The organism is Micromonospora sp. NPDC049900, from assembly GCF_044461025.1.
Classification (GTDB): Bacteria; Actinomycetota; Actinomycetes; order Mycobacteriales; family Micromonosporaceae; genus Micromonospora.
Map to the genome: position 1 here is coordinate 44,709 of NZ_JBITKM010000011.1, position 26,085 is coordinate 70,793.

Annotated in this window: 14 protein-coding genes; 11 read left to right on the forward strand and 3 right to left on the reverse strand. The window is 68.0% G+C overall.

Going from position 1 to position 26,085, the window contains the following annotated elements; all coding sequences use genetic code 11:
- Positions 1 to 219 precede the first annotated feature (219 nt).
- From ACIBMZ_RS22340 to ACIBMZ_RS22365, 6 genes are all read left to right on the forward strand, one after another.
- Positions 220 to 3,789, forward strand: a complete 3,570-nt coding sequence (locus tag ACIBMZ_RS22340) for a LamG domain-containing protein (RefSeq protein ID WP_396696729.1) — start codon at positions 220 to 222, stop codon at positions 3,787 to 3,789.
- 280 nt (positions 3,790 to 4,069) lie between these two features.
- A complete protein-coding gene (locus ACIBMZ_RS22345; protein WP_396696731.1) occupies positions 4,070 to 10,609 on the forward strand; it encodes an RHS repeat-associated core domain-containing protein in 6,540 nt (2,179 codons plus the stop codon).
- A 200-nt stretch (positions 10,610 to 10,809) separates the two neighbouring features.
- On the forward strand, positions 10,810 to 11,025 hold the full coding sequence (locus ACIBMZ_RS22350) for a hypothetical protein (protein ID WP_396696733.1): 216 nt from the start codon (positions 10,810 to 10,812) through the stop codon (positions 11,023 to 11,025).
- A gap of 738 nt (positions 11,026 to 11,763) precedes the next feature.
- Positions 11,764 to 12,909 carry a helix-turn-helix domain-containing protein gene (locus tag ACIBMZ_RS22355; protein ID WP_396696930.1) on the forward strand — a complete coding sequence of 382 codons (1,146 nt, stop codon included), beginning with the start codon at positions 11,764 to 11,766 and terminating at the stop codon, positions 12,907 to 12,909.
- A 187-nt stretch (positions 12,910 to 13,096) separates the two neighbouring features.
- Positions 13,097 to 13,255 (forward strand): hypothetical protein, encoded by a 159-nt coding sequence (locus ACIBMZ_RS22360; protein ID WP_254876825.1) that lies wholly within the window; start codon positions 13,097 to 13,099, stop codon positions 13,253 to 13,255.
- Positions 13,245 to 14,435: a helix-turn-helix domain-containing protein gene (locus ACIBMZ_RS22365; protein ID WP_396696735.1), complete on the forward strand. Its 1,191-nt coding sequence runs from the start codon at positions 13,245 to 13,247 to the stop codon at positions 14,433 to 14,435. The genes ACIBMZ_RS22360 and ACIBMZ_RS22365 overlap by 11 nt, the downstream gene beginning before the upstream one ends.
- A gap of 81 nt (positions 14,436 to 14,516) precedes the next feature.
- Here ACIBMZ_RS22365 and ACIBMZ_RS22370 read toward each other — a convergent pair whose 3' ends face one another.
- Positions 14,517 to 14,978: a GNAT family N-acetyltransferase gene (locus ACIBMZ_RS22370; RefSeq protein ID WP_396696737.1), complete on the reverse strand. Its 462-nt coding sequence runs from the start codon at positions 14,976 to 14,978 to the stop codon at positions 14,517 to 14,519.
- A gap of 309 nt (positions 14,979 to 15,287) precedes the next feature.
- Between ACIBMZ_RS22370 and ACIBMZ_RS22375 the strand changes: the two genes are divergently transcribed.
- Entirely contained in the window at positions 15,288 to 16,673 is a 1,386-nt protein-coding gene (locus ACIBMZ_RS22375; protein WP_396696739.1) for an RICIN domain-containing protein, read from the forward strand.
- A gap of 85 nt (positions 16,674 to 16,758) precedes the next feature.
- Here the strand turns inward: ACIBMZ_RS22375 and ACIBMZ_RS22380 are convergent, their stop codons facing one another.
- Positions 16,759 to 17,529 (reverse strand): FadR/GntR family transcriptional regulator, encoded by a 771-nt coding sequence (locus ACIBMZ_RS22380; RefSeq protein WP_396696741.1) that lies wholly within the window; start codon positions 17,527 to 17,529, stop codon positions 16,759 to 16,761.
- 147 nt (positions 17,530 to 17,676) lie between these two features.
- On the opposite strand from ACIBMZ_RS22380, the gene ACIBMZ_RS22385 reads away from it, so the two are divergent.
- The 4 genes from ACIBMZ_RS22385 to ACIBMZ_RS22400 are packed head-to-tail and all read left to right on the forward strand — an operon-like array spanning position 17,677 to position 21,997.
- Positions 17,677 to 18,942 carry an ABC transporter substrate-binding protein gene (locus tag ACIBMZ_RS22385; RefSeq protein WP_396696743.1) on the forward strand — a complete coding sequence of 422 codons (1,266 nt, stop codon included), beginning with the start codon at positions 17,677 to 17,679 and terminating at the stop codon, positions 18,940 to 18,942.
- 4 nt (positions 18,943 to 18,946) lie between these two features.
- Entirely contained in the window at positions 18,947 to 19,912 is a 966-nt protein-coding gene (locus tag ACIBMZ_RS22390) for a carbohydrate ABC transporter permease (RefSeq protein ID WP_396696745.1), read from the forward strand.
- A complete protein-coding gene (locus ACIBMZ_RS22395; RefSeq protein WP_396696747.1) occupies positions 19,912 to 20,739 on the forward strand; it encodes a carbohydrate ABC transporter permease in 828 nt (275 codons plus the stop codon). The genes ACIBMZ_RS22390 and ACIBMZ_RS22395 overlap by 1 nt, the downstream gene beginning before the upstream one ends.
- 1 nt (position 20,740) lies before the next feature.
- A complete protein-coding gene (locus ACIBMZ_RS22400) occupies positions 20,741 to 21,997 on the forward strand; it encodes a mandelate racemase/muconate lactonizing enzyme family protein (RefSeq protein ID WP_396696749.1) in 1,257 nt (418 codons plus the stop codon).
- Between the two features lie 189 nt (positions 21,998 to 22,186).
- Here ACIBMZ_RS22400 and ACIBMZ_RS22405 read toward each other — a convergent pair whose 3' ends face one another.
- A complete protein-coding gene (locus ACIBMZ_RS22405) occupies positions 22,187 to 25,732 on the reverse strand; it encodes a ThuA domain-containing protein (RefSeq protein ID WP_396696751.1) in 3,546 nt (1,181 codons plus the stop codon).
- Between the last annotated feature and the right edge of the window lie 353 nt (positions 25,733 to 26,085).

Sequence of the window (26,085 nt, forward strand, 5' to 3'; positions counted from 1 at the left end):
GACAACCTTCGAATCGATTCTTGCCACGCTGAGTGATCAGGCGATGTCGCACTCATCAGCCAATCATCATCTATCAATGTATGGTGATCAAAGGCGACCTGGTCGCGCCGCCGCGGGGCAGTCAGGCGACGATCAAGGACCTACTGTCGCTGCCACTGCTTGCTCTCGTCGGGGGTGTGTGTGGTGGGCGTTCAGTGGCGACGTGGGTTGTCTGCTGGGGTGGCGGCCTTGGTGGTTGTCGGAGTGATCGGTGTTCCAGCGCACGAGCGGGCGGCTGCGGCCGGGCTTGAGTGCGAGGACATCGCTGGCTCCGAGGCTGAGGCGAGCATGCTGGCAACCTCGTGTGGGCAGCCGGTGGTGGTGGACGAGTCGCGGACGGAGTTCGCCGAGGTGACCGCGTTGCCGGACGGGCGTCTGCAGTTTGCGTCGGCGGCAGTGCCGCAGCGCGCACGTAAGGCAGGCAGATGGGAAGAGATCGACCTCGAACTGACTCGGGGTGGGGACGGATTGTGGCGACCCGGGGTGTCGGTCGCGGACGTGGCGTTCTCAGACGGTGGGGACGGCTCGATGGTGACCCTGACGCGCGGTGGGCAAACGGTCACGCTGTCGTGGCCTGGGACGCTGCCACCACCGGTGGTTTCGGGTGACTCGTTGACCTACCCGAACGTCCTATCCGATGTTGATCTGGTGGTACGGGCGACGCGCACGGGCTTCACGCATGTTCTGGTAGTCAAGACACGGGCGGCGGCGACTCAGCCTGGAGTGCGTGAACCGCGATTTCGCATCGGCGGGGACGCCGACATCGTGTCGGGTCCGGACGGTGGCCTGCGGGCGATGGCAGGCGCGGCTGTCGTGGCCTCGGCGGAGCCGGCCGTGATGTGGGACTCCCGGACAAATGCGGCGGACGGCGTCTCGGCCCGTACATCGTCGGGTGAAAGCCCGCAGTCGACGGCGACGGCGGCCGGAGACGCCGCGCGGACCGGCAACGTCGGCGTCGAGGTGTCCCAGGGTGAGTTGGTACTGCGGCCGGACGCGGCAATGCTGGATAACCCGGATGCCGTGTACCCCCTGTTCGTGGACCCGGCGTGGTCGGTGTTCAAGAACAAGTGGGCCTATGGGACCAACAACGGGTCGTCGAACTCGGACACCAGTCGCGCGCGAGTGGGGCTGAACCCGGACACCGGTGCCCTGTACCGGTCGTACTTCGAGTTCCCGACGAAGGCTAACGGCGTATCACTCAAGAACAAGCACATCGAGTCGGCCTACGTGCAGATGAAGTTGGACCACTCGTGGTCGTGTGGGCCCACGGTGACATCGATGTACCACACCCCGTCGATCAACGCGACGCCGAAGGCGAGTTGGTCGACGATGAAGCTGAAGTCGTTCCTGAATTCGGCAACCGGGAATGCCAACGAGGCGGGTGGTTGCTCATCGATCCAACCTGACATGATTATGAACTTCCAGGGGGCGAACACCACCAGCCAGGTGCTGGCTGCCGCGAACGGCAGCTGGAACTCGATCACCTTCGGGTTCACTGCGCGAGCCGCCGATGGGTCGGGGGAGTCGACGCAGGATCGATGGAAAAAGTTCTTCCCCAACGACGCCAAGCTGATCGTCGACTACGACAGCAAACCCGGTGCTCCACATAACCTGCAGGTCGCTGGTGTCGAATGCAGCTCCGGGGTGTTGACGATCGGCACGCTGACACCGAAGTTGGCTGCCGTGTTCCCCGACGCCGACCCGAGTGACTCGCTGACTGGCACCTTCGAATGGATCGAGGTGCCAGCCGGCGGGATGGGAACGGTGACCAACACGTTCCCGACTCGTAAGAGCCCGCCGCCTGCAAGGACAGGGTTGACCCCGAATAGCAGGGCCGAGAGTGCCGCGGTGACGGTCGCGAAGGGACCTACATACGCGTTCCGGGCGAAGGGCACGGATAAGGCTCCGTACTCGATTACCGGTCCCTGGTCGTCGTGGTGCCGATTCGCCGTGGACACCGACGTCCCGCCGGCGCCCATGATCAATCAGTTCTTGGTTCCTCGCCGCCCGGGTGAGCCGATGAACTTCACGTTTTCGACCCCTGCCTCGGACGTGACCAAGTTTCGCTATGGCTGGTCCAATCCACCTACCACCGAGGTCGCCGCCAGCAGCACCTCTTTTCTGAAGACTGCCTCGGTCACCGTTACGGTGCCCAGCTTCGGTCGGAACACCTTCTGGGTTCGCGGGATCGACGCTACTGGCAACCTCGGCAATATTGGCTCCGTCACCTTTCCTACGCCCCGACCCTCACCGGCCGTCGCCAAGTGGGGCCTGGAGCAATACCCCGGTGTTGACCAGAACGCCGCGCTCGCCGACCAGCAGCCGGCTCTGGGAGGTCAGACCGACCTCACCACGTCCAACCTGAGCTGGGCCGACGACGCCCGCCTGAACGGCGGCAAAACCGCAGGCCTCAACGGCACCTCCTCCGTGCTGACCACGCCGGGCAGTGTCGTCAACACGGCCAACTCCTTCAGCGTCGCCACTTGGGTCCGACTCAGCTCACTACCCACTACCCACGACACCGTCATCGCATCCCAGGCCGGGATCAACGCCGCCGGGTTCCATCTGGGTACCCGGTTGGTCGGTTCTCCGTCGACGCCACGGTGGTCATTCCTGATGAAGGACAGCGACGACCAGTCGAGTACCACCCGTGCAGCGAATAGCAGCACTGCCTTGACTTCCGTGGACGTTGGCCGCTGGACGCACATCGCAGGCGTCTATGACAAGGCTACTGGGAAAGCGCGGCTCTACGTCGACGGCGAACTGGCTTCCGAGGTCGATCGAAGTGCCACGCCATGGAACGCCCCAGGAGCGTTTGCGGTGGGTCGGGGGTGGAGCTCCGGCGCAGCGAGCAACTGGTTCCACGGCAACGTCGCCGACATGCAGGTGTACGAGCGGGTGCTCGTGCCGCATGACTTCACCGGCCAGCTGGCGCAGGACCCGACATCCAGTGGGTTTAATGAGCCAGGGATCCTGACGCCGGTGCAGGTGGGCAACTGGAACTTCGAGGCCGCAACCCCCTGCTACCTGGCCGACCTGAGGGACACCTGCGAGGCGCCGGACACGGTTACCGCCTGGGGGCGTTGGCTTGCCTTGACTAGAGGTTCCGCAGTCGGCGCAGGCTATTCCACCGACGGCTCCGGGCTGTGGCTCGACAACGAGTACTTCCCAGAGGAGGGTTTTACCGAGAGCACCGCCGAGTATGCGCGCAGTGCGGTGAAGACGGGCATTACACCGCCGAACACCGATGGTCTCGAATTCACCCAGTGGCAGGATCGACCGGTCGTGCGTACCGACCAGTCGTTCACGATGTCGGCCTGGGTCATGCTCGATCGGCTCGACGGCATGCGCACAGCGCTGTCCCAGCGAGGGCAGTATTCAAGCGGCGGCTGGCTCAAGTTCAACTCCACGCTGGGTAAGTGGCAGTTCGCCATCAGCGACGAGGACCTCACCACCACCCCCACGGCGAGTACCACCTCGACATCGGCTGCGGAGGAAGGCGTGTGGACGCACCTTGTCGGCGTGTACGACGCCGGGCGGAAGCAGATTCGCCTCTACGTCAACGGTGAGCTCGAAGCGGTCACGCAGAACATCACGTTCACCCCGATGGCATCGACCGGCCCGCTGCTGGTGGGCCGAACCCTGTGGCAAGGCCAGTTGGTCGATCCGTGGATCGGCGGCATCGATGAGGTCGCTGTGTTCCAGGGTGCGCTGACGGACACGGCGGTGTATCTGCTGTACGACTCGTAACCCGGCCAACCCGGTTAGCAGTGCGCTCAGAGCTCCGCCACCGCTGACTCGGCTGAGGTGTCGCTCACGCCCTGTGTCGGTTCGGGGCGATCGGATGGATCCGACGTCCAGATACTGCACCGCCGATAAGACCTACCTACGCCTTGCTTCGTGCGGCTGTCCTTACCGGGGAGAAAGCATGTCGTCTGCACGCCCTGTTCACGATTTGCAGCAGCTTCGACGGAGTACTCATCGAGCGGGCCGCCTTCGCCGATGGATCGCAGGCCTGACGGTGGTTCCCGTGGCGGCGTCGCTGCTGGTGAGTCTGCCGGCTGAGGCCGCTGCTCCGAGGGCAGAACCAGCACGGCCGCCGGTGGAGAAGCTCGATTCCCACGGTGGCCCGGTGTCGGGGCGTGCGTGGACGCAAAAGCAAGTGCAGGAGACAACGGTTCCGAAACCGGTATGGCCCGCAGCCAGTACCGCTCGGGTGACGCTCGATTCGCAGAGCGTGGCTGGTCGGGGCATGAGGGCGGGTGCGCTGCCGGTATGGGTCGCCCGCGGTGTTGGTGCGGCCGGTGCGCGCGTCAGCAGTGTGGACGTTCAGGTGGTGGACCGGGAATCACTGCCGGACACCTGGCGTGACGGTCTGGTATTGAAGGTGACGACGCCGGCCGGGGCTGGCGCCGGCACGGCAAAGGTGTCGGTGGATTACAACTCGTTCCGGCATGCGGTGGGCGGGTCCTGGGCGTCGCGGCTGCGGCTGTGGCAGGTTCCGGCCTGTGCCCTCTCCACACCCGATGCGCCAGGTTGCCGATCGGTGCTGTTGCCGACGACAAACGACCTCGCTACCGGAGTGGCGACCGCCGAGGTGGTCGCTGGTCCCACCTCGGCGGTACCGAGGGAACTGGCGCGGCTGTCGGGGGAGTTGACGCCCCAGGCGAATGGTCCCTTCCTCGCCCTGGCGGCAGCGGGGTCGGGCGCGGACGGGGACTTCACCGCTACCAGTCTCGCGCCTTCGTCGACGTGGTCCGCAGGTGGGTCTTCCGGTGACTTCTCGTGGAGCTACCCCCTGCGTACGCCTCCGGCGACAGGCCCGGAACCGTCGGTCAGCTTCGCGTACTCCTCAGCCTCCGTTGACGGTCGGTCGGAGGTGACGAACAACCAGCCGTCGTGGATCGGTGAAGGCTTCGACTACTCGCCCGGGTTCATCGAGCGGCGGTATGTGCCGTGCGCGGAAGACCGGAAGAAGAGCGGCGCGAACAACACGAACGACACCGGCGACCTGTGCTGGCGCTCAGAGAACGCGACGATGAACCTGAACGGCCGCAGCACGGAGCTGGTGTTCGAGACCGGCAAGGGCTGGCACGCCCGTTCAGAAGACGGCTCAAAGATCGAGAAGTTGATCGGTGCGACGGGCAACGGCGACAACAACGGTGAGCACTGGAAGGTCACCACCACCGACGGCACGCAGTACTTCTTCGGCCTGCACTCGTTGCCCGGCCACACGGCGAAGACCGAATCGACGTTGTCGGTGCCGGTGTTCGGCAACCACTCAGGTGAACCGTGTTACCAGACTGCTTTCGCCAACTCACACTGCCAGCAGGCGTGGCGGTGGAACCTGGACTACATCGTTGACGTGCGCGGCAACACGATGTCGCTGTGGTACGGCAAGAACACCAACAAGTATGCCCGCAACGACACCGACTCCGATGACGCGCCCTACGACCGGGACGGCTATCTGAACCGAATCGACTACGGCACGTACGACCGCATATCAGCCATCCACGGGGTGACCGAGCGCAGCGTCACCCCGTACGGGCAGGTGCTGTTCGAGACGGACATGCGGTGCTTCTCGAACTGCGGCACCGAGTCGAACCCGGTGAAAGCATCGTGGAAAGACACCCCCTGGGACCAGGAGTGCAAGGCGTCGGCGACGTCGTGTCCGCAGCAGTACTCGCCGACGTTCTGGACCACGAAGCGGCTGAAGAAGATCACCGCGAGAGTGTGGGACACCACGAAGACCACCCCGGCGTGGCAGGACGTGGAGTCTTGGACCCTCTCGCACACGTTCGCGGCGACGGCGGACTCGACGCACACCGGGCTGTGGCTCAACAGGATCGATCACGCGGGGCACGTTGGCGGCACCGTCAACCTACCGCCGGTGACGTTCGAGGCGGTGTCGTTGCCGAACCGGGTGTTGACCGCGAACGGCACGACCGACAACTGGCTGCGCATCTCCAGCATCGTGACGGAGACCGGTGCCCGGATCAAGGTGGACTACGCGGAGCCCGAGTGCACCGAGGCGATGGTGGCGGGGTTGGACCCGCACACGAACACCAAGCGGTGCTACCCGGTGCGAGTGCCGGACCCGGCCGACCCGACCGGGCAGCGGTTGATCACCGAATGGTGGCACAAGCACCGGGTCGAGCACGTGGCCGAGGACGACGTACAGCTGGCCAACGGCCACCAGGCGCCCTCGAAGCACACCTGGTACGAGTACGTGGGAGCGCCGGCGTGGCACTACGCCGACGACGACGGTCTGACCAGGCCGGAACGCAAGACGTGGTCGCAATGGCGTGGCTACGCGCAGGTCAAGACCCGTGTCGGTGACGATTCGGCGACCCAGACGCTCGCGGTGACGACCTTCATGCGGGGCATGCATGGCGACAAGGCCAGCCCGAGTGGTGGCACTCGCAGCGTGACGGTTCCGGCCTCACTGGGCACCGAGACCGTCTACGACGAGGACCAGTTCGCCGGCCAGATGCGGGAGCAGGTCGTCTACAACGGGGTCGAGACCAGGCCGGTGTCGAAGACGGTGAACGTGCCGTGGCGATCTAACCCCACGGCGAGCCGGACCATCAACGGTGACACCGTCGAGGCCAGGTTCGTCGACACGCAGACCACCTACACGGCGACCGCTCTCGGTGTCGACGGCAGCCGCGGCTGGCGTACCTCGCGGGGCACCAAGAATCTGGATCACACGTACGGCACGGTCAACTGGTCGCAGGACGACGGCGACGTCGCCGTCACCGGTGACGAGAAGTGCATCACCTACCGCTACAACCGCAACACCAGCAAGAACCTCACCACCATGGTGAAGCAGACGACCACCACCGCGCTGGCCTGCGGCACGAACCCGTCGACCATCGACGACGTGATCTCCGACGGGCGGACCTATTACGACGGGGCCAGCAGTGTCGACGATGCACCGACCTTCGGATTGGTGACGAGGACCGAACAGCTCAAGGACTGGGCAGCGGGAACGGGCACGGTCTGGCAGGTCGTGTCACAGGGCAGCTACGACACCACCGGCCGCCCGGTGAGCGCGACCGACATCAAGGGCAACGTCACCACGACCGCGTACACGCCGGCCGTGGGCGGCCCTGTCACGAAGGTGACGACGACGGGCCCCGAGCCGTTCAACTGGACCTCGTCCGTGGACACCAATCCCTACTGGGGCGCCACCGTCAAGGCCATCGATCCCAACAACAGAACTGTCTCTGACGTCGAGTACGACGCGCTCGGACGTGTCAGCAAGGTGTGGGGACTGGGCTGGACCAAGGCGGCCAACCCGACCACCCCATCCGCGCAGTACACCTACACGTTCGCCGCTGGCAGGAATGCCTATCCGTTCGTCAGGGCACAGGTTCTGAACGCGGACGGCAACTACGTCACCTCGTACGAGATCCTCGACGGGTTGCTGCGCTCCCGGCAGACGCAGAGCCTGGCGGTAGACGACACCGGAAACCGAGTGGTCTCGGACACGATCTACGACAGTCTCGGCCGCGCCGCGACCTCCTACGGGGCACACGCTGAACCCGGGGCCCCCTCCGGCACGTTGTGGTGGGAGCCGGAATGGTCTGTCCCCGCCGTTTCCAAGACCGTGTTCGACCGTGGGTCGCGCCCCACGAACACGATATTCCTGGCCGGTGATGGAGTATCGAACCTGGTCGAGAAGTGGCGCACGATCACCGTCCACGAGGGTGACCTGACCAGGGTGACTCCACCACAGGGCGGTACCCCGACCACGACCGTGACTGATATCGAGGGCCGCGTAGCCAAGCTGCGTCAGCACACCACCACTGCCGGTGTCGGCGGTGCGTACCAGGAAACGGAGTACGTCTACAACCGCAAGGGCCAGTTGGTCAGGACCGTCGACCCGGCAGGGAACAGGTGGGAAAACGAGTACGACGCCAAGGGCCGCCTGTGGCGTACGACCGATCCCGACAAGGGCACGACGACCAGCACCTTCAACGACATAAACGAACTGACCAAGACCACCGACGCTCGCGGTGAAGTGCTCTGGTACGTCTACGACGCGCTGGGCCGGAAGAAGGAATTGCGCGACGACTCCGCCAACGGAGCGCTGCGCGCCGAATGGAGGTACGACACCCTCTACACCGGGCAGAGCGGCTTCAGGGGTCAACTTACCCAGGCGGTCCGCTATGAGCCGGCCGGCAGCAGCAACGCCTACCGGTGGCAGGTGCGCAGCTTCGATGACCGCTACCAGCCCAAGGGTGCCAACTATGTCGTCCCCGGCAACGAGACCGGCCTGAGCGGCACTTACATCTACGCCTACAACTATTCGGCCGCGACCGGCGCGCCGACCTCCATCTCCTACCCGGCTGGTGGTGGGCTGGTCACAGAGGAAGTAACCACCGACTACCACGCCACCACCGGGATGCCCGTCCGGCTGGACACCAGCCTCACCGGCTCGGTTGGCACGATGGCCACCGCCAGCTACACCGCCTACGGCGAACGCAGCGGTTCGATCTACAAGATGCCGGGCGGCGTTTGGACTCAGGACACCGTGTTCCGCGACGAGTCCACCCGCCGCATCGACCGCACGATGGTGGAACGGGAAACCATCGTCGGTACGGTCTCCGACCGTAACTACAGCTACGACCACAGCGGCAACATCACCTCGATCGAGGAGAGGCCGCAGATCGGCCATGCCGACACCCAGTGCTTCCGGCAAGATCCGCTGGGCCGACTCACCACCGCCTGGACGCCGAAGGCCGGGGTGGACTGCCAGACAGACCCGACGGTGGCGAACCTGGGCGGCCCGGCACCGTACTGGCACGACTGGACCTTCAACACCACCGGCTCCCGGTTGACCGAGACCAGCCACACCGCCAGCGGCGACACCACCCGCACCTACACGGTGCCGACCGGCGGCCAGAACGTCGTGCGCCCACACGCCGTCACCGCCATGACGACCCAGGCGCCAGGCCAGAGCAGCGTCGTCAACAGCTACACCTACGACGGCGCCGGCAACACCCTCTGCCGGCCGACCGGCACCGCCGCGAACAACTGCGGCACCGGCACCAACAGCCAGACCCTCGGCTGGGACGCCGAAGGCAAGCTCGCCACGGTCGCGGCCGGCGGCCAGACCATCGAAACCAACATCTACGACGCCGACGGCACCAGGATCATCCGCCGCGACAGCAACGGCACCACCCTCTACCTTCCCGGGCAGGAGATCCGCCGCGAAGGCAGCGTCAACACCGGTACTCGCTACTACAGCTTCGCCGGCACCATCTGCGCATCCCGCAAGGCAGGCTCGGCGACCACCGACCTGACCTGGCTCTTCAACGACCACCAGGGCACGCAACAGACCGCCGTCAACGCCGGAACCCAGACCGTCTCCATCCGCCGCCAAACCCCATACGGGGCGCCCCGCGGCGCGAACCCGGTCTGGGTCAACAACAAGGGATTCGTCGGTGGAGACATCGACCCCACCGGGCTGACCAACGTCGGCGCCCGGCAGTACGACCCGACGCTGGGCCGGTTCATCTCCGTGGACCCGGTCCTCGTCGCCGACGATCCAGCCCAGTACAACGCATACCAGTACGGCGGAAACAACCCCATCGACAACGCCGACCCAACCGGCATGTACTTCACGGAGAACAACGAGGACACCGGCGACCGCGCCTACGTCGACACCACTCCCTCCGGGGAGACCACAACCAGGATCGTCAAGAAGTACGTCCCCCCGGCCTGCGGATCCAGCTGCCAGCAGCAGCGCGAAGCGTTCCGTAAAGCAAGCAACGAACGCGCCGAAGCAGAACGCAAAAAACGCGAATGCCAAGCCAGCTTCTGGTGCCGCAACGCTGGGGCAGTGGGTGCGGTCGCTGGCGTCGTCGCCGGCGTAGCCATCGGCGCAGCCTGCACGGCCGGAAGCTTCGGTGTCGGTGCCGTCGGCTGCGCAGCAATCGGCGGGTTCGTCGGCGGCGCCGTTGCCTCGCTGGTCACCAACGGCCTCGACGCCGACGACGAAACTGGCTGGCAACTCGCCGGCGAAGCCCTACTCGGCGGAGCCATAGGCGGCGTGCTTGGCGCAGGCGGCGCAGTTCTCCTGCCCGCCCTCGGCGCAGGGGCTGTCGGCCTCACTGGTGGGGCAGGCTTACGCACATCCATGGGAATGGCAGGTGCCGGGGCCCGATCAGCAGCCCGTGGGGGCACTAGTGTGGACTCGTTCCTGGCGAGCGGGGCGACGGTCCGGTACAGCTCGACGGCAACAGCGATTGGCGATGACGCGGCGACGCTGACGAACTTCGGTCGGTCAGTCGGAGCTGGCGGCCGGCATGATGTGATCGTTCATGGAACGTCGGGGGGAAGGCCTATTGTCAACGGCAACGTTACCCATATCCAGCAGATTGCGGCCGCGATCCGCGAGAACCCCGCTTACACCGGATGCGCGATCACGCTGGTGATGTGTCATGGCGGTCGCGAAGCGGCTCGTGACCTTGCGCATATCCTTCGTGTTGATGTCTACGCGACAACCCGTCAGGCGCAGCTCCATCCGAAAACCGGCGAACTCCTACAGGGGAAATTCTAATGTCCACTAGGTTGGAATTGCGGCCCTTGGGTTCTCTTGCTCCAAGACCGGGGGGAGTGTCATGGTCCGGTGGACAGCTTGACCGATCCTCTGAAATGCCGGCTGTCCTCCGGGCTCGGGTCACGAATTACCTGAGCCAGTGTCCGATCTTCTTGGCGTGGATGGGGTATACGCGAGATGAGATCGGAGATCGCTTCGGCGTGAGCGGCGGCTCGGCCATTGCCTCGGATGGCGTCTACTACTGGCGTCTGGACGCGGTGGAGTACATCAAGGAGTACGGAATTCCCGTCCCCGATGAAGCGCTTCACCATTTCGAGGCCAAGGATTGGCGCCCTCCGGAGTTCGACCGGCAAGAGTACTTCGCTATCTACGAGAAGCTGACCGAGCTTCTTGAAAGCGACGAAAGCTGGCCGTGAATCAACCGTCCTGCCGCGAATCACACTGACGGCGGTTGGTCCGAACCTGTGTTGGTTGGCGTGTCCTCCCACACTGGCAGTGTGGGGGTCAGGGTTTGAGTCCCCTCGGCTCCACCCTTAAGTAGCAGTTCAAGGGCTTGTTCGCTGATCGTAGCGAGCGGGCCCTTGATCATCTGACCCCCGTTCGACCCCGGACGGAGACTCATGACTCGGCAGAAGTAGCCATGTGACGGCTGTCACTCCTTCTGCCTCGGGTGGATCGTACGGTGGACGGGATGGCACGGGCACCCAGCCCACCGCAAGTTGCTGGATTTAGGTGTGCTGTGACGTCGTCGCCGGATGCTGAACGATTTGCTGACTGTCAGCGGGTGTGAGGCCGGCCAGTTGCGTGCCTCGTATCAGCTTCTGACGCCGCCGCCTGCGGCGCACGAGGCGCAGACCGTAGGCGCTTTCGGGTATCCGGGAACAGGGGTACAGGACACAGTCGACGTCGACCAGCAATGAGCCTTGGGCGTCGTGCGAGCAGGAGATTGAGTAGCGTTCCCGCTGGTGGCGGATGCTCGAAGGTCCGTCGCAACTTCTGACAGCTTTGTTTGACGATCAAGCACATGCGAGTGCTGTCGGTGCTCGTCGGTGTACCGTCCGGAGTGGCAGCCTGCCGGGGATGATCGGCAGGGGTTCTCGTGTGAACTGGGAGTGCCGCTGATGGCTCGTCGGCCGATACCTGTTGATCCCTCGATTGGTGATCGTATTCGTGCTCGTCGGGAGTTGCGTGGTTGGAGTGTGCGCTACGCGGCCAGTCGCGCAGGCATCTCCCACACCTCGTGGTCGCGGATCGAGCGTGGTCAGCAGCGCACCGACCGGTACATGGTGGTGGATCTGGCGGCGGCTCTTGAATGCTCGGTAGTGGACCTGACCGGGCAGGGGTACACACCGGCTGATCGGCAGCTCGACGCGGCGCGCATCGACGCGGAGCGAGTCTGGCGGATCATGATGGACACGCCGATGTCCAAGCGTTCCGATGCGGTGGCGACTGTCGATCAGGTGTGCCGAGAGGCGGCGCTCGTGCGTGGCCTGTATGGGCGGTGTGACTACGCGGGCGCGTTGCGGCGGCTTGTCGATCTGGTGCCGGCGATGCACGGCCTCACCGATCGGCGAGTGGCGTTGGCGGAGATGGTGCCGGTGTACGGCGTGGCGATGGGGTCGTTGCTGAACGTCAGCTACCCGGCGCATGCGTGGCTGGCGGCAGAGCGGTGTGCCGAGGCGGCCGGGTTGCTTGATGACCCGGTGGCGGCCGGGGTTGCGGCGGCGAACCGGGCGCGGGTGTCGGCCTATTCGGGGGCGTACGGTCCGGCGCGGGCGCTGTGCGACGTCGCGGCTGGCGATCTTTCGGGCAGCGGCGCTGATGGGGCGTTGGACGTGTTGGGGTTTCTGCATCTGGCACGGGCGCATCACCTCGCCGGGCTGCGGGATCAGGCGGGTGCGGAGGAGCACCTTGCCGAAGCGGGGCAGATCGCGGCGCACACCGGGGAGACCGACAGTTGGGATCTCGCCTGGGGGCCACGGAACGTGGCGCTGTGGCTGATGGCGTTCCTGCTCGACACGGGTCGTCCGGAGGCGGCGTTGCAGACGGCATCGGGCGTGGAGCTGGCGGGCCTGCCAGCGGTGCGGCAGGTGTATTTCTGGCTCGACATGGGCCGTGCCGCTGAGGCGGTCGGCCGGGATCGGGATGCGGTGCGGATGCTGCTCGCTGCGGAGCGGGTCGGGTCGCAACACGCCCGTTCGTCGGTGTCGGCGCGGGAGACGGCACGGTCGTTGCTGCGTAAGGGCGCGACGTCGCCGGAGTTGCGGGGGCTGTGCGAGCGGATGAGCCTGGCCGCGTAGTGGTGGTGCGTAAGCGTTCCAGCTAGCACGTGTGCGTTCCGTAGCGTCCCGACTACAGCGCGGTCCGCATGTTCGTCCTTCTTCGATGTGCTGCGGTCGCGCCTCTGCACCGGCGCGGCGGTGGCCACATCTTCCCGAGTACCCACACCGCCGTGCCCTGTCTGATGAGGGGTCGTACGTGGGCGGCGTGGAACACGAGCGAGGGCACAGCCGTGGCGAGCAGGCAGAGGCGGCGGAGCGGGAGGCCGCGAAGCAACGCATCCTGGCGCAGGCTGAGGCGGAGCGGATACCGGTCGAGGAGACGACCCGGGCGGTGCCGGATCGGCGGTGGCGTCGTGCCCGGTGACCCGGTTCCGATCGGGCGGCGGGTCGCCTACCTGCGAGCGCGGCGGAATCTGTCGCAGCAGACGTTCGCCGACCGCCTGGGCAAGTCGAAGAGTTGGGTCGACAAGGTCGAACGTGGCGTGCGGTCGCTGGAGCGCCTGTCGGTCATCCGCGACATCGCCACCGTGCTGCGGGTGGACGCCGCGACTCTGCTCGGCCGGGACGTCGAGCCCGCCGATGCGGTTGAGCGTCATGAGGGTGTCGCCCGGATCAGGGCGGCGATGTCGACGTACGAGATGGCCCTCGGCCGCCCGTCGGCGCGCGGCGAGGTGATGCCGCCGGAGCGGGTGGCGCGGGAGGTCGCGCACGCGTGGACCACCTACCAGCACGCCCGATACCCGCACCTGATCGACCTGCTGCCGGGGCTGTTGACCACCGTGCACCGGGCGTACGCCCAGGATCCGGAGGTGGGTCGGGCGTTGGTGGTGGAGGCGTACCGGGTCACCACGGCGTTGTTGGTCAAGCTGGACGAGCATCAGCTTGCCTGGTTGGCCGCCGACCGTGCCATGTCCGCCGCTACCGGCGACCGCCTGTTGCTGGCGTGCGCGTCGGTGCAGCTCGGTCAGGTGCTCCGGACGTCGGCGCGGGCGCGCTCGGTGATGCTGGCCGCCGCCTACCAGATCGCCCCAGCCGACCCCGACACCGGCGAACCGCCGGAGGTGTCGCTCTGCGGCAGCCTGCTCGTGCAGGCCGCCCTCATCGCCGCGACCTGCGGCAACGACCGCGCCGCCGCTGACCTGCTGGACGAAGCCGCCGAAATGGCCGCCCGGGTCGGCGAGGGACACGACCACCATCGCACCGCCTTCGGCCCGACCTCCGTCGAACTGGCCCGGGTCACCGCCGCCATCGAACTCGGCGACACCTCGGACGCCGTCGCGCGGCACGAGCAGGCGATCGGCCGGGACGAGTGGCGGTGGCTGCCCGTCGAGCATCGCGCCGCGCACCTCGTCGACGCCGCTCGCGCCTACCTGGACACCGACGACGCCACCAACGCGGCCCGAGTGCTGATCCAGGCCGACGCCACCGCGCCCGCCGAGATCCGGCACCGACCGGCGGTGCGAGAGATGGTCGCCCACGTGGCCCGTGACCAGGACGCGTCGACGACGATCACCCAACTCGCCATCGGCCTCGGGCTGGTCTGACCACGCCGTTTCTGTCCCGGAGCCCGACACGCCACCCGTCTCCCTGGACCGGGGCGAGGCAGGTGACGACGGGAGGGTGGTTCAGGTCGCCGGTTCGTGGGCGTACTCGGCGATCCGGAGGCCGGGGATGACCTCGCGCTCGCCGATCAGGCGGAAGTCGAGACGCTCGTAGAGCCGGCGGGCCGGGAGGTTCGCCGCGCCCGTGGCGACCACGGTCCGCCGGTCGCCGGCCGAGGCGAGGAGCGTCCGCACCAGGGCGGTGCCGGTGCCGCGACGGTGGGCCGTCGGGTCCACCATGAGCCGGTCGATGTCCCGCTCGGTGGGGTCCTCCGACCAGGCCACCGCTCCGACCAGCCGTCCGTCGTGGTGGGCGCCGAGCCAGCGCAGCGGCGCGGTGCGCAGCGCGTCGAGCGTCTCGTGCAGGGGCGGGATCCGGTCGTCGCCGATGAGGGACGCCTCCACCGCGTACGCCGCGTGCTGGATCGAAAGCAGCGTCCGGGCCAGTGTCTCGTCGCCGCCGGGGTCGATCTCGGTGATCCGCACCGCGCCATTCTGGTCCCCGGCGAGGCGCAGTGCAGCCACTTTCCGGGACAGCCCTACATCTGTCGTTTGACGTATGACGTTTGCATCGTTAGATTTCGATGAGCGAGCGGTCCGGTCGTCCGGCGTCGACACCACGCCCCGACCTGGTGGACCGCTCCCTCGTGGGCTCGTGTCGCCGGATCGGGCGCCGCCGTCCGGGCATCCCCACGACACACCGACGTGCTGACGCCACCACCCGACGCCGGCACCCCCAGCCGGGCGCGCGCGGGCGGTCCCGCCCGCAGGCGACCCCGACCGAAGGAGTGGACCATGACAGTCATCGGCGAGGCCCGTCCCGCCTCCCCGCCGAGACGCGGTCGACGATCCGTACTGGCCGCCGCGCTCGCCGTGGTCATGACGGCCGGCACGGTCGTGGCGGTGAGCGCCACGCCCGCGTCCGCCGCGACGGTCGACACCACCGCGTGGTACGTGTTGGTGAACCGGACCAGCGGCAAGGCGCTGGACCTGTACGCCTCGGCCACCAACGACGGCGCGCGGATCACCCAGTGGACGCGGAACAACGGCGCGAACCAGCAGTGGCAGTTCGTCGACTCCGGCGGCGGCTTCTATCGGCTCAAGTCCCGGCACTCCGGCAAGGTCCTCGACGTGCAGAACCTGTCCACCGCCGACGGTGCCCCGATCGTCGCCTGGTCGGACAACAACGGGGCCAACCAGCAGTTCCGGTTGGCCGACTCGGACGGCGGCCACGTCCGGCTGGTCAGCCGGCACAGCGGCAAGGTCGTGGAGGTCCAAGGCGCGTCGACCGCCGACGGGGCGAACATCGTCCAGTACGCGGACTGGAACGGCGGCAACCAGCAGTGGCAGCTCGTCCGCGTCGACGGGAGCAACCCCAACCCGCCGGGCGGCACCGGATGCGGCCGTACGCCCACCCTGACCAGCGGTACGCACACGATCCAGAGCGGCGGCAAGAGCCGGTCGTTCATCCTGCGCGTACCCGCCAACTACCAGCCGAACAACCCGTACCGGCTGATCTTCGCCTTCCACTGGCGTGGCGGCACCATGCAGGAGATCTCCAACGGCGGCACCAGCGGGACCGCCTGGTCGTACTACGGCCAGCAGGAGCAGTCCAACAACAGCGCGATCCTGGTCGCGCCGCAGGGGCTCGGCAACGGCTGGGGCAACGCCGGTGGCGAGGACGTCACGTTCGTGGACGACATGATCCGGCGGATCGAGAGCGACCTCTGCGTCAACCCGAGGCAGCGCTTCGCCACCGGCTTCAGTTGGGGCGGCGGCATGAGCTACGCCCTGGCCTGTGCGCGGGCCGACGTGTTCCGGGCCGTCGCGGTGATCGCCGGTGCCCAGATCAGCGGCTGCTCCGGCGGCACCCAGCCGATCGCGTACTTCGGGCTGCACGGCATCTCGGACAACGTGCTCAACATCGGTCAGGGGCGCGCGCTGCGCGACACGTTCGTCCGTAACAACGGGTGCGCGGCGCAGAACCCGCCCGAGCCCGGTGGCGGCAGCCGCACCCACATCACCACCGTGTACTCCGGCTGCCGGTCGGGTTACCCGGTGCAGTGGGCGGCCTTCGACAACGGACACATGCCCGGCCCGGTGGACGGGACGTACGGCGAGAGCGGCATCACGACCTGGACCAAGGGCGAGATCTGGCGGTTCTTCGCGCAGTTCTCCTGACCTCGGCAGGACAGCGGGATCACCACGGCAGCCGTCACCGGTCGACGACCGGTGACGGCTGCCGACGGCGAATGGAGGGGCGGTGTCAGCGTTGCAGTCGGGTCGGCTTGCCGGAGCCCTTGCGGCGGACCAGCCACGCCTCGGTGATGTGGGTGAACATCGCCTCGGCGGCACCGGCCGGGTCGCGGGCGGCGATCCGTTCGTAGATGCGACGGTGTCCCCGGTTGGACGCCACGCAGAGCGAGCGCTGGGTGCGACCCATGTACCGCGCGGTGTTGGCGACCTGGCTCTCCAGCGAGCGGACCACCCCACGGGCGATCCGGTTGCCGGACGCCTGCATCACCGTGTCGTGGAAGGCCCGGTCGTGCTCGTGGTAGGCGACAGTGTCGTCGACGAGTTCGTCCATCCGGTCGACCAGCGCCCGCAGGCGCTCGATGGTCTCGCCGTCGGCCTGCCGGGCGGCGACGTGCGCCATGTCCGATTCGAGCAGCCGGCGGGTGACCACCAGGTCGTCCAGGATGGCGAGGCTGTCGTCCTCGGCGATGGTGGCGGCGAGGACGAGTTCGTCGAGCATGTCCCAGTTCGAGGGCTCGGTGACCGTGGTGCCGGCGCCCTGGCGTACCTGCACCAGGCCCTTCTCCTGGAGGACCTTCACCGCCTCCCGGACCACGGTCCGGCTCACCGAGAAGGTCTCGCAGAGCACGGGCTCGGGGGGCAGGGGAGAACCGGACGGATGCATCCCGCGCACGATCCGCTGCACCAACTCGGCGGTGACGGCGCGCGCCAGGTTCTGCGGCCGGCGGGTCCAGGCCGGGGCGGCCGTGGCGTCCACGGTCGTCTCCTGCGATGGCGTCATGTCCCCTCCGATTTGCTTGCCGTGGCACGACGTCCGGTGGTCAGTGTACGTCTGACCGTTGACGTCAGACGTCATACGAGTTACGTTTTCGCACATTGTTGGCCTGCGGTGGAGCCGTCGGCCATTCCCGTTCAGAGGTGAACAACGATGAAACGCGCACTCTGGTCCGCCGTCCTCGTTGTGGGACTGGTAGCGACGGCCGGCTGTGGAAGCGCCACCGGATCGGGCGGGTCCGGCGGTGGCGCGGACGGCAAGCTGGTGGTGTGGGACTGGAAGTCCGGTGAGGCGTCCGCCGCCGCGTATCTCGACAAGGCCAAGGCGGACTTCGCCACGAAGCACCCGGACGTGACGGTCGAGTTCGTCGCGCAGCCGTTCGACCAGTACTACACCCTGCTGGGCGCGGCGATCCAGGCCGGTAAGGGCCCGGACGTCATGCTGTTCAACGGCGGCGGCCAGATCCGGGACCGGGTCGACACGCTGGTGCCGCTGGACGAGTATCTCGCCGAAGACCGGGAGCGCCTGGCCGGCTGGGACGCCTTCACCGAGGAGGGCCGCACCTACGCCGGTCCGGTGACGTTGCAGGGCCACCCGATCTACTACAACAAGGCGCTGTACGAGAAGGCCGGGCTCGACCCCGCCGCCCCGGCGACGACCTGGACCGAGTTCCTCAGCGACTGCGCCGCCATCGCCAGAGCCGGTGCCAAGTGCTTCGCACTCGGCAACAAGGAGGGCGCGGGCATCCAGTTCTGGCTCTCCGCACTGGGCTCCGCCACGCTCACCGCGCAGGAGTACGACGACTGGGTCGCCGGCAAGCGCGACTGGAACTCACCGCACGTCAAGCGGGTCTTCCAGCTCTGGCAGGAGGCCGGCGACGCCGGGCTGAACACCGACGGCGCGAACTCGACCGCGATGTTCAACGACGGGTTCGCCCTCTTCCAGTCCGGCAAGGCCGCCCACGTCATCGGGCTGATGTCGGACGTCGGGCACTGGAAGGACTTCAACGAGTTCCTGACGCCGGAGAAGCTCGGCGTGATGAACGCCCCGGTGGTCACCGAGGGCACCACCCCGAGCCTGCCCTTCGACGGCGGGATCGGCTACGGCGTGGCCAAGTGGACCAAGGACCCGAAGGTCGCCGCCGACCTGGTCCGCTCGCTCACCTCGACCGAGGCGCTCAAGACCTTCTACGCCGACGCGGGCGCGATCGCCGCCGACACCACGATCGACGTGTCGCAGGGCGGCCCGGCGGTGGCGGGCATCGTGGCCGAGACCGCGGACGGCAAGCCGGCCCTGCACGTGGCGCTCTCCTCCAAGACCCTGGACCTGATGGGCAGACTGTCCCAGCAACTGCTCAGCGGCTCGGCCGGCGTCGACGAGGTGGTGCGGCAACTGGCCGCCTCCGACCAGGCGGGCTGAGTTCGTGCCGATCGGGAACGCGCAGTCGTCGGTCCGTCCGGCTCCGGCCGGACGGACCGACGCGGCGGCCGACCGTCGCCGGACCGGTGCGGCGCGGGCCGCCGGCCGCCTGCGCTCCGAGCGCCTCGCACCGTACGTCCTGGTCGCCCCGGCCGTACTGATCATCGTGGTGCTGCGGCTGTATCCGCTGCTGCTCGGCGTCAACTTCTCGTTCACCGGGGACGGGGCCCGCGACGGCACGGCGGTGGGCGTCGACAACTACCGGGAGCTGTTGGCCGACCCGCTGTTCCGGACCGCGCTGGGCAACGTCGGGTGGCTGGTGCTGTTGCTGCCGGTGGCGGTGGCGATCCCCGGCCTGCTGGCGACCTTCATCTACCTGCGGGTCCCCGGGCACCGGCTCTACCGCAGCGTCTACTTCTTCCCGGCCGTGCTCTCCCCGGTCATCGTCGGCGCGATCTTCAACCTGCTGCTCGCGGTGGACGGCCCGCTCAACTCCCTCCTCGGCCCGGCCGGTGTCGGGCCGATCGACTGGCTCGGCGACCCGGACATCGCGATGTTCGTGGTGGTCGGCGTGCACGTCTGGGCCACCTTCGGGATGTCCCTGGTGGTCTTCCTCGCCGGGCTCGCGACCCTCGACGCCGCCCTGCTGGACGCCGCCCGGGTGGACGGGGCCTCGCTGCCCCAGGTCATCCGGCACGTGATCGTCCCGGGGCTGTCCCGGACCATCCAGTTCGTCTTCGTGACCACGATGATCGGCATGTTGACCTCGATGTTCGGGCTGCTGTTCGTGATGACCAGCGGCGGCCCGGAGGGGTCCACCTACCTGCCGGAGTACTACATCTGGATCCAGCAGGGCCAGATGAACCGGCCCGCCCTCGCGTCGGCCGCCTCGACGGTCCTCTTCGTGATCATGCTCGTGGTGGGGCTGGTGCAGATCAAGCTGCTCAGCCGGGCCGGAAGGGAGAACTGATGTCCCGACTGCGGCCGGGGCGGTGGCTGATCGCCGTCCCGATGCTGGTGCTCGCCCTGGCGACGATCTACCCCCTGCTGTTCACCGCGAACGTCGCGATGAAGACCCGGCGCGACTACATCCTCGACCGCTTCGCCCTGACCGACAGGCTGCGCTGGGACAACATCGAGACGGCGTGGAGCAGCGTCGGCATGAGCCGATACTTCGTCAACTCGGTGATCGTGGTGTCGTCGTCGGTGCTCCTGCTGTTGCTGCTCGGCTCGATGGCCGGCTTCGCCCTCAGCCAGGTGCGCTTCCGTGGGTCGCGGGCGCTCTTCCTCGGCTGCCTCGCGGGTCTCTTCGTGCCGTTCCAGGTGATCATGGTGCCGCTGGCCCGGATCATGGCCGACACCGCGCTCATCGACACGTACCCCGGGTTGATCCTGGTCTACGTCGCCCAGTTCCTGCCCTTCACCGTCTTCCTGATGACCAGCTACTACCGGTCGATCCCGCCGGAGATCATCGACGCGGCCCGGATCGACGGCAACAGCCTCTACGGCGTGTACCGCCGGATCATGCTGCCGCTGGGCACCCCGGCGCTGCTCTCCGTCGGCATCCTCAACGCCCTGTTCTGCTGGAACGACGTCCTGATGTCGCTGGTCATGATGCCCTCGGCCGACCAGCGCACCCTGATGGTGGGCGTGACCTCTCTGCGCGGGCAGTACTCCGACGACATCCCGACCTTCGCCTCCGGGGTGCTGATCGCCGCGCTCCCCGTCCTGCTGGTCTACCTCTTCCTCCAGCGCCAGATCGCCGACGGCGTCGCCGCCGGCTCCACGAAGGGCTGACATGCGGATCACCGGATATCGGACGCTCACCACGGTGCAGGAATGGGGCCGCCCCGTCGGTGACGCCAACGGCGTCCTCGCCGACGGGGTGGTCCCGGTGTCGATCGTCGTCGTCGACACCGACGAGGGGATCTCCGGAGTCGGCCTCGGCCCGCACGTGGAGATCGAACGCGTCTTCGCGGCCCTCGACGGCGAGGACCCGCGCGCCGTCCCGACGCTCTACGACCGGATGCTGCGCCACAGCTTCAAGGCCGGACACGCGGGCGCGGTCTTCGGCACCATCGGCGCGCTCGACACCGCCCTCTGGGACATCAAGGCGCAGGCCGCCGGCCAGCCACTCTGGCGACTGCTGGGCGGACGCGACCGGCGGGTGCCCGCGTACGCCTCCGGCCTGGACATCGGCCTGACCGACGACGAGCTGGTCGACACCTACCGCGCGTACGCCGCGCACGGCCTGCGCGCCGCCAAGCTCAAGGGCGGTCTGGACATCGCCCGCGACCGGCATCGCCTCGGCCTGGTCGAACAGGTGCTGACCGAGGCCGGGCACGGACGCCGCCCCGGTCTGATGCTCGACGTCAACGAGGCGTGGACCCGCAAGCAGGCCGTCCGCCACGTCGGCGAACTCGAACGCACCCTCGATCTCATCTGGATCGAGGAGCCCGTCCGCCGCTGGGACGCCGAGGGCCTGGCCACCGTCGGCCGGGGGGTGCGTGCCTCCGTCGCCACCGGCGAGAACCTGACCGGGCTGGAGCAGTACCGCCCGCTGATCGCCGCCGGGGCGGTCGACATCGTCCAGGCCGCCGCCGTCTGGGGAGTCACCCACTTCCTGCGTACGTCGGCCCTGGCGCACGCCCACGACCTGCCGGTCAGCCCGATCGGCAACAGTCCGGTCGGGCTGCTGCACGCGGCGACGTCGGTGCCCAACCACCTGACCAGCGAGTTGCAGGACCTGCGTCCGCCGGTCGGCGTCACGCTCGACCTGCACGTGGAGGACGGTGCCTTCGTCCTCGGCGACGCGCCGGGCCTCGGCGTCCGCGTCGACGAGCGGACGATCCGCGCCGCCGTCCGCCCTCCGGCGGCCCGCAGCACCGAGGGGCCCGACGTCCGGCCCGGGTCGGCGGGACGACGGCTGCTGCCGGAGTACGGCGGTCCGGCACCGACCCGGACGGCGTACCTGCCGACCGGCGCGACGGTCGGCGGCGTGAACGGCCACGGCGGGCGTGCCGGCGCACCGCTGGCCGAGTCCGACGGCCACTGACCCGACCGGGTCTGCGCACGCCGTCCGGGGCCGCACAGGCCGCCCCGGGTTCGCGCACGTCGCCCCGGGTCCGCACAACCCGCCCGGGTCCGCGCACGCTGACCGGGTCCGCGCACGGCGGTCGGGACCGGCTCCCGTATGTGGAGGCCGGTCCCGACTGCTGTCATCGGCGGATCAGCGTCGCGGTCGTCAGGCCGCGCCGAACCGCCACTGCTGGTTCGTGCCGCCGTGGCAGGTCCACTGCACCAACCGCGCGCCGTCGGTGGTGGCCGCGCCGTTGACGTCCAGGCAGAGGCCGCTCAGCACGCTGCGGACCGTGTAGACGCCGCTGGTGCCGGTCGCCGTGACGGTGAACCTCTGCTGGTTGCCGGTGCCGCAGGTGGCCTGCTGGAGGAAGGCACCCGCGCTGGTGGACGAACCGACGATCTCCGCGCACTTGCCGCTGTGCACCGCCCGGAGGGTGACGGCACCGTTGCCGGCGTCGACCGCCTGCCACTTCTGGTTGTTCCCGCCGCTGGCGGCCCACTGGTGGATCTGGGCGCCGTCGGCGGTGGAGACCCCGTTGACGTCCATCACCTTGCCGCTGTGCTGCGCGGTGAGGGTCCAGGTCCGCCCGGCCACCCCGCCGGTGCCGCCGACACCGACCCCCGCACCGCCGAACGTGTGCGAGTCGAGGTCGAACCAGTTGTTGCCGCTGCCCTTGAAGACCAGGTACAGGGTGTGCGTACCGGCCAGGGCGGTGACGTTCACCGGTGGCGTCGACTGGTAGTTGTCCCAGCCGCCGGTGGCCGGGACCGGCGTGGTGGCCAGCAGCGTGCCGGTGGGGGAACCGGCCCGCAGCTCGATCGTGCCGCCGCCGGAGGGTGACGACAGCCGGTAGCTGACCGTGCTGATGCCGGAGAGGCTCATCGGGGTGAAGGCCACCCAGTCGTTGTTGGAGATGTCACCGATCCGCTTGCCGCTCTCCGCGCCGGCCTGGTCGACCACCCGGGTGCCGGACTGGCTGCTGTAGTACTCGGCCTGCTTGTGCTTGGGCTGGAGGATCACCTGTGCGTGCCCGGTCAGCGGTGCGGCCCCGCCCGCCCCGCCGTTGTCGGTGTACCGCGCGTTGAGCACGTAGAACAGGTTCGCGCCATCCGGATGCCCGCCGAGCAGGTCGGTGGAGATGGTGCCGGAGCAGCCGGGCAGGTCGGTGGTCTCGTGCGCGTGGTCGTCGTGCCCGAGCGCCGGGTTGAGGATCACCTTGGCGCAGTCGATCGCCGCCCCACCCGGGTCGGAGACGCTGATCTGGTAGGAGACCCGGTCGCCGAAGGTGAGCATGCCGCCGTGCGCCGGTGTGGTGATGGTGACCACCGGGGCGGTGTTGCCGACCGTGATCGCCACGTTGGCGAAGCCGGTCTTGCCGGTGCTGTCGGTGACCTTGAGCTGGGCGGTGTAGTTGCCGTTGGCGGTGTAGACGTGCGACGGGTTGGCCGCCGTCGACGTGGTGCCGTCACCGAAGGTCCACTGGTAGCTGAGCGTGTCACCGGGGTCGGGGTCCGCCGACCCGGCGCTGGAGAACTGCACCGTCAACGGGGCGTTGCCGCTGGTGGGCGTGCCGGCGGCCTTCGCGATCGGGGACCGCCCACCCTGGACGTAGTCGATCCGGTAGAGACCCGAGTCGCTGTTGCCGCCGCCGAAGTTGGTGCCCCACTCCAGCAGGTAGAGCGATCCGTCCGGGCCGAACTCCATGTCCATCGGCTTGTTGAACCGGGTGGTGGGCAGGAACGCGTTGGTCCGGGTGACCGCCGTCGCCGAGTCGAAGTGCACCTCCTTGAGGTAGCTGCGCGACCACTCGTAGAAGAAGTGCACCCCGTCGTAGTACGGCGGGAACTTCGTCTGCGACGGGTTCGCCGCGTTGTAGCGGTAGACCGGGCCGCCCATCGGCCCCGAGCCGCCGGAGCCCAGCTCCGGGAAGGTGGTCGAGGTGCCGTAGCCGTACCACATGTTCGGCGCGACCACCGGGCGCAGGCTGGTCAGGCCGGTGTTGTTGGGGGAGTTGTTGACCGGGGCGGCGCAGTTGAACTTGGCCCCGACCGCACCGGTGTCCGGGTTGTACGGCGCGTACGGCTGGTTGTCGCCGTGGCAGAACGGCCAGCCGTAGTTGCCCGGTGCCTTGATCACGTTCAGCTCGACGAGACCCTCCGGGCCACGGTTGGTGGTCGGCGGGTTCCGGTCCGGCCCGTAGTCGGCCAGGTAGACCCAGCCGTTGGCCGGGTCGATGGAGAAGCGGAACGGGTTGCGGAAGCCCATCGCGTAGACCTCGGGCCGGGTCTGCGCCGTCCCCTGCGGATAGAGGTTGCCGGAGGGGATGGTGTAACCGCCGCTCGCCGAGGGCCGGATGCGCAGCAGCTTGCCCCGTAGGTCGTTGGTGTTGCCGGCGGTGCGGGCGGCGTCGAGCATGTGCTTGCCCGAGCGCCAGTCCAGCGGCGCGTAACCCTGCCAGTTGGGGTCGAGGTTCGGCGCGACGTCGTCACCGGTGCCGATGTAGAGGTTGCCGTCCGGCCCGAACTCCATGTACCCGCCGGTGTGGCCGGGCTCCGGGTACGTCCGGTCGCGGTACGCCGGGATGTCGATGACGGTGACCCCGCTGGACATGGTCAACGTGTCACCGCTCAGCGTGTAGCGGGAGACCCGGTTGATGTCGGTGGAGCTGCTGGCGGGGGAGTGGTACAGGTAGACGTACCCGTTGGTGGCGAAGTTCGGGTCCAGGGCCAGCCCGGTGAGGCCGTCCTCGCCACCGGTGTAGACGCTGAGCGTGCCCGCGGTGACGGTGCTGTTCGTACTCGGCTTGAAGATCTTGATCTGGCCGCCGCGCTGGACGTAGATCACCCGGCCGTCGGGGGTCACCGCCAGGGCCATCGGGTCGACGGTGTTGGTGTCCAGCGAGCGCTTCTCGAAGTTGCCCCAGACCGTGCCGCCGCAGTCGCCGGGTTCGTTGCCGGCGGCCCACTTCACCCCGCCGAGCACGTGGTTGCGGAAGTGGGTCTCGCTGTAGGACTCGATGGCGTGGCCCATGGCGGTGGCCCAGACCCGACCGCCGCCGACGCTGCGGCACCAGGAGATCGGGTGGTCCGGACCCATCGCCCGGGAGCCGGGGTTGTACGTCCGCTCGTCCGCCGTGACCAGCACGTGTACGTCACCGCGCGGGTTCTTGTCGAAGTTGTACCACTCCTCGCTGCGGTTCCAGCGGTCCGGCAGGGTGGCCGTGGAGGGGTGCTTCTTGTCGGCCACGATGGCGGTGCCGGGCAGGACGCCGGGGGAGTGTTCCGGCATGTGCGCGCCGCCGTTGACGGTCTGGTCCCACCACGTGTATTCACCCTCGATGCCCATGTCGGTGGCGTTGTGGACGGCGACGATCCCCTTGCCGGAGGCGAGGAAACCCTCCACCGCCTGACGCTGGGCGGCCGAGGTCCAGACCATGCCGGAGGTCTGGAACATCACGAGGACGTCGAAGGTGGCGAGGTTGGCCGGGGTGAACACGGACGAGTCCTCGCTGTGCACCACCTCGAAGTTGTTGGCCGCCGCCTGCTGTTGGAACATCGCGACGCCGGCCGGGATGGAGTCGTGCCGGTAACCGGCGGTCTTGGTGAACACCAGGGCCCGGAAGGCGGGAGCCGCCGCCGCCGGGTTCACGACCGCGAAGGTCAGTAACAGACCCGCGATCACTCCGATGATGGTTGTCGTGCGACGCATGGCGTCTCCTCGTTGGACGGGCAGGGGATACGGGTGGCGCGCCGACGCTTGCGGTGGTGACTCACCGTCATGTCGGACCGAGGTGCCGTTCCGTGGGGGTGGGGAGCCGGAGCGCATCCTGCATCGATGTCGTCGGATGTTAACGACGCCATGAACGGTGTCTCCGTGTCGGTGCTGGCTCTCGCGCAGGTGTGACTCTCCCGGTCCGCGCCGATGGGACGGTGCCCGAAAGTCCCTGGCGGGAGGGGGATTGCGAACTCATACCCGAACATCTATCTTCATACGTGTGATGTTTCGGTTGTGTCAAGCGAAAGTTTGAGCACGACAACACGAAGTGCCGCACTTCGATGAGG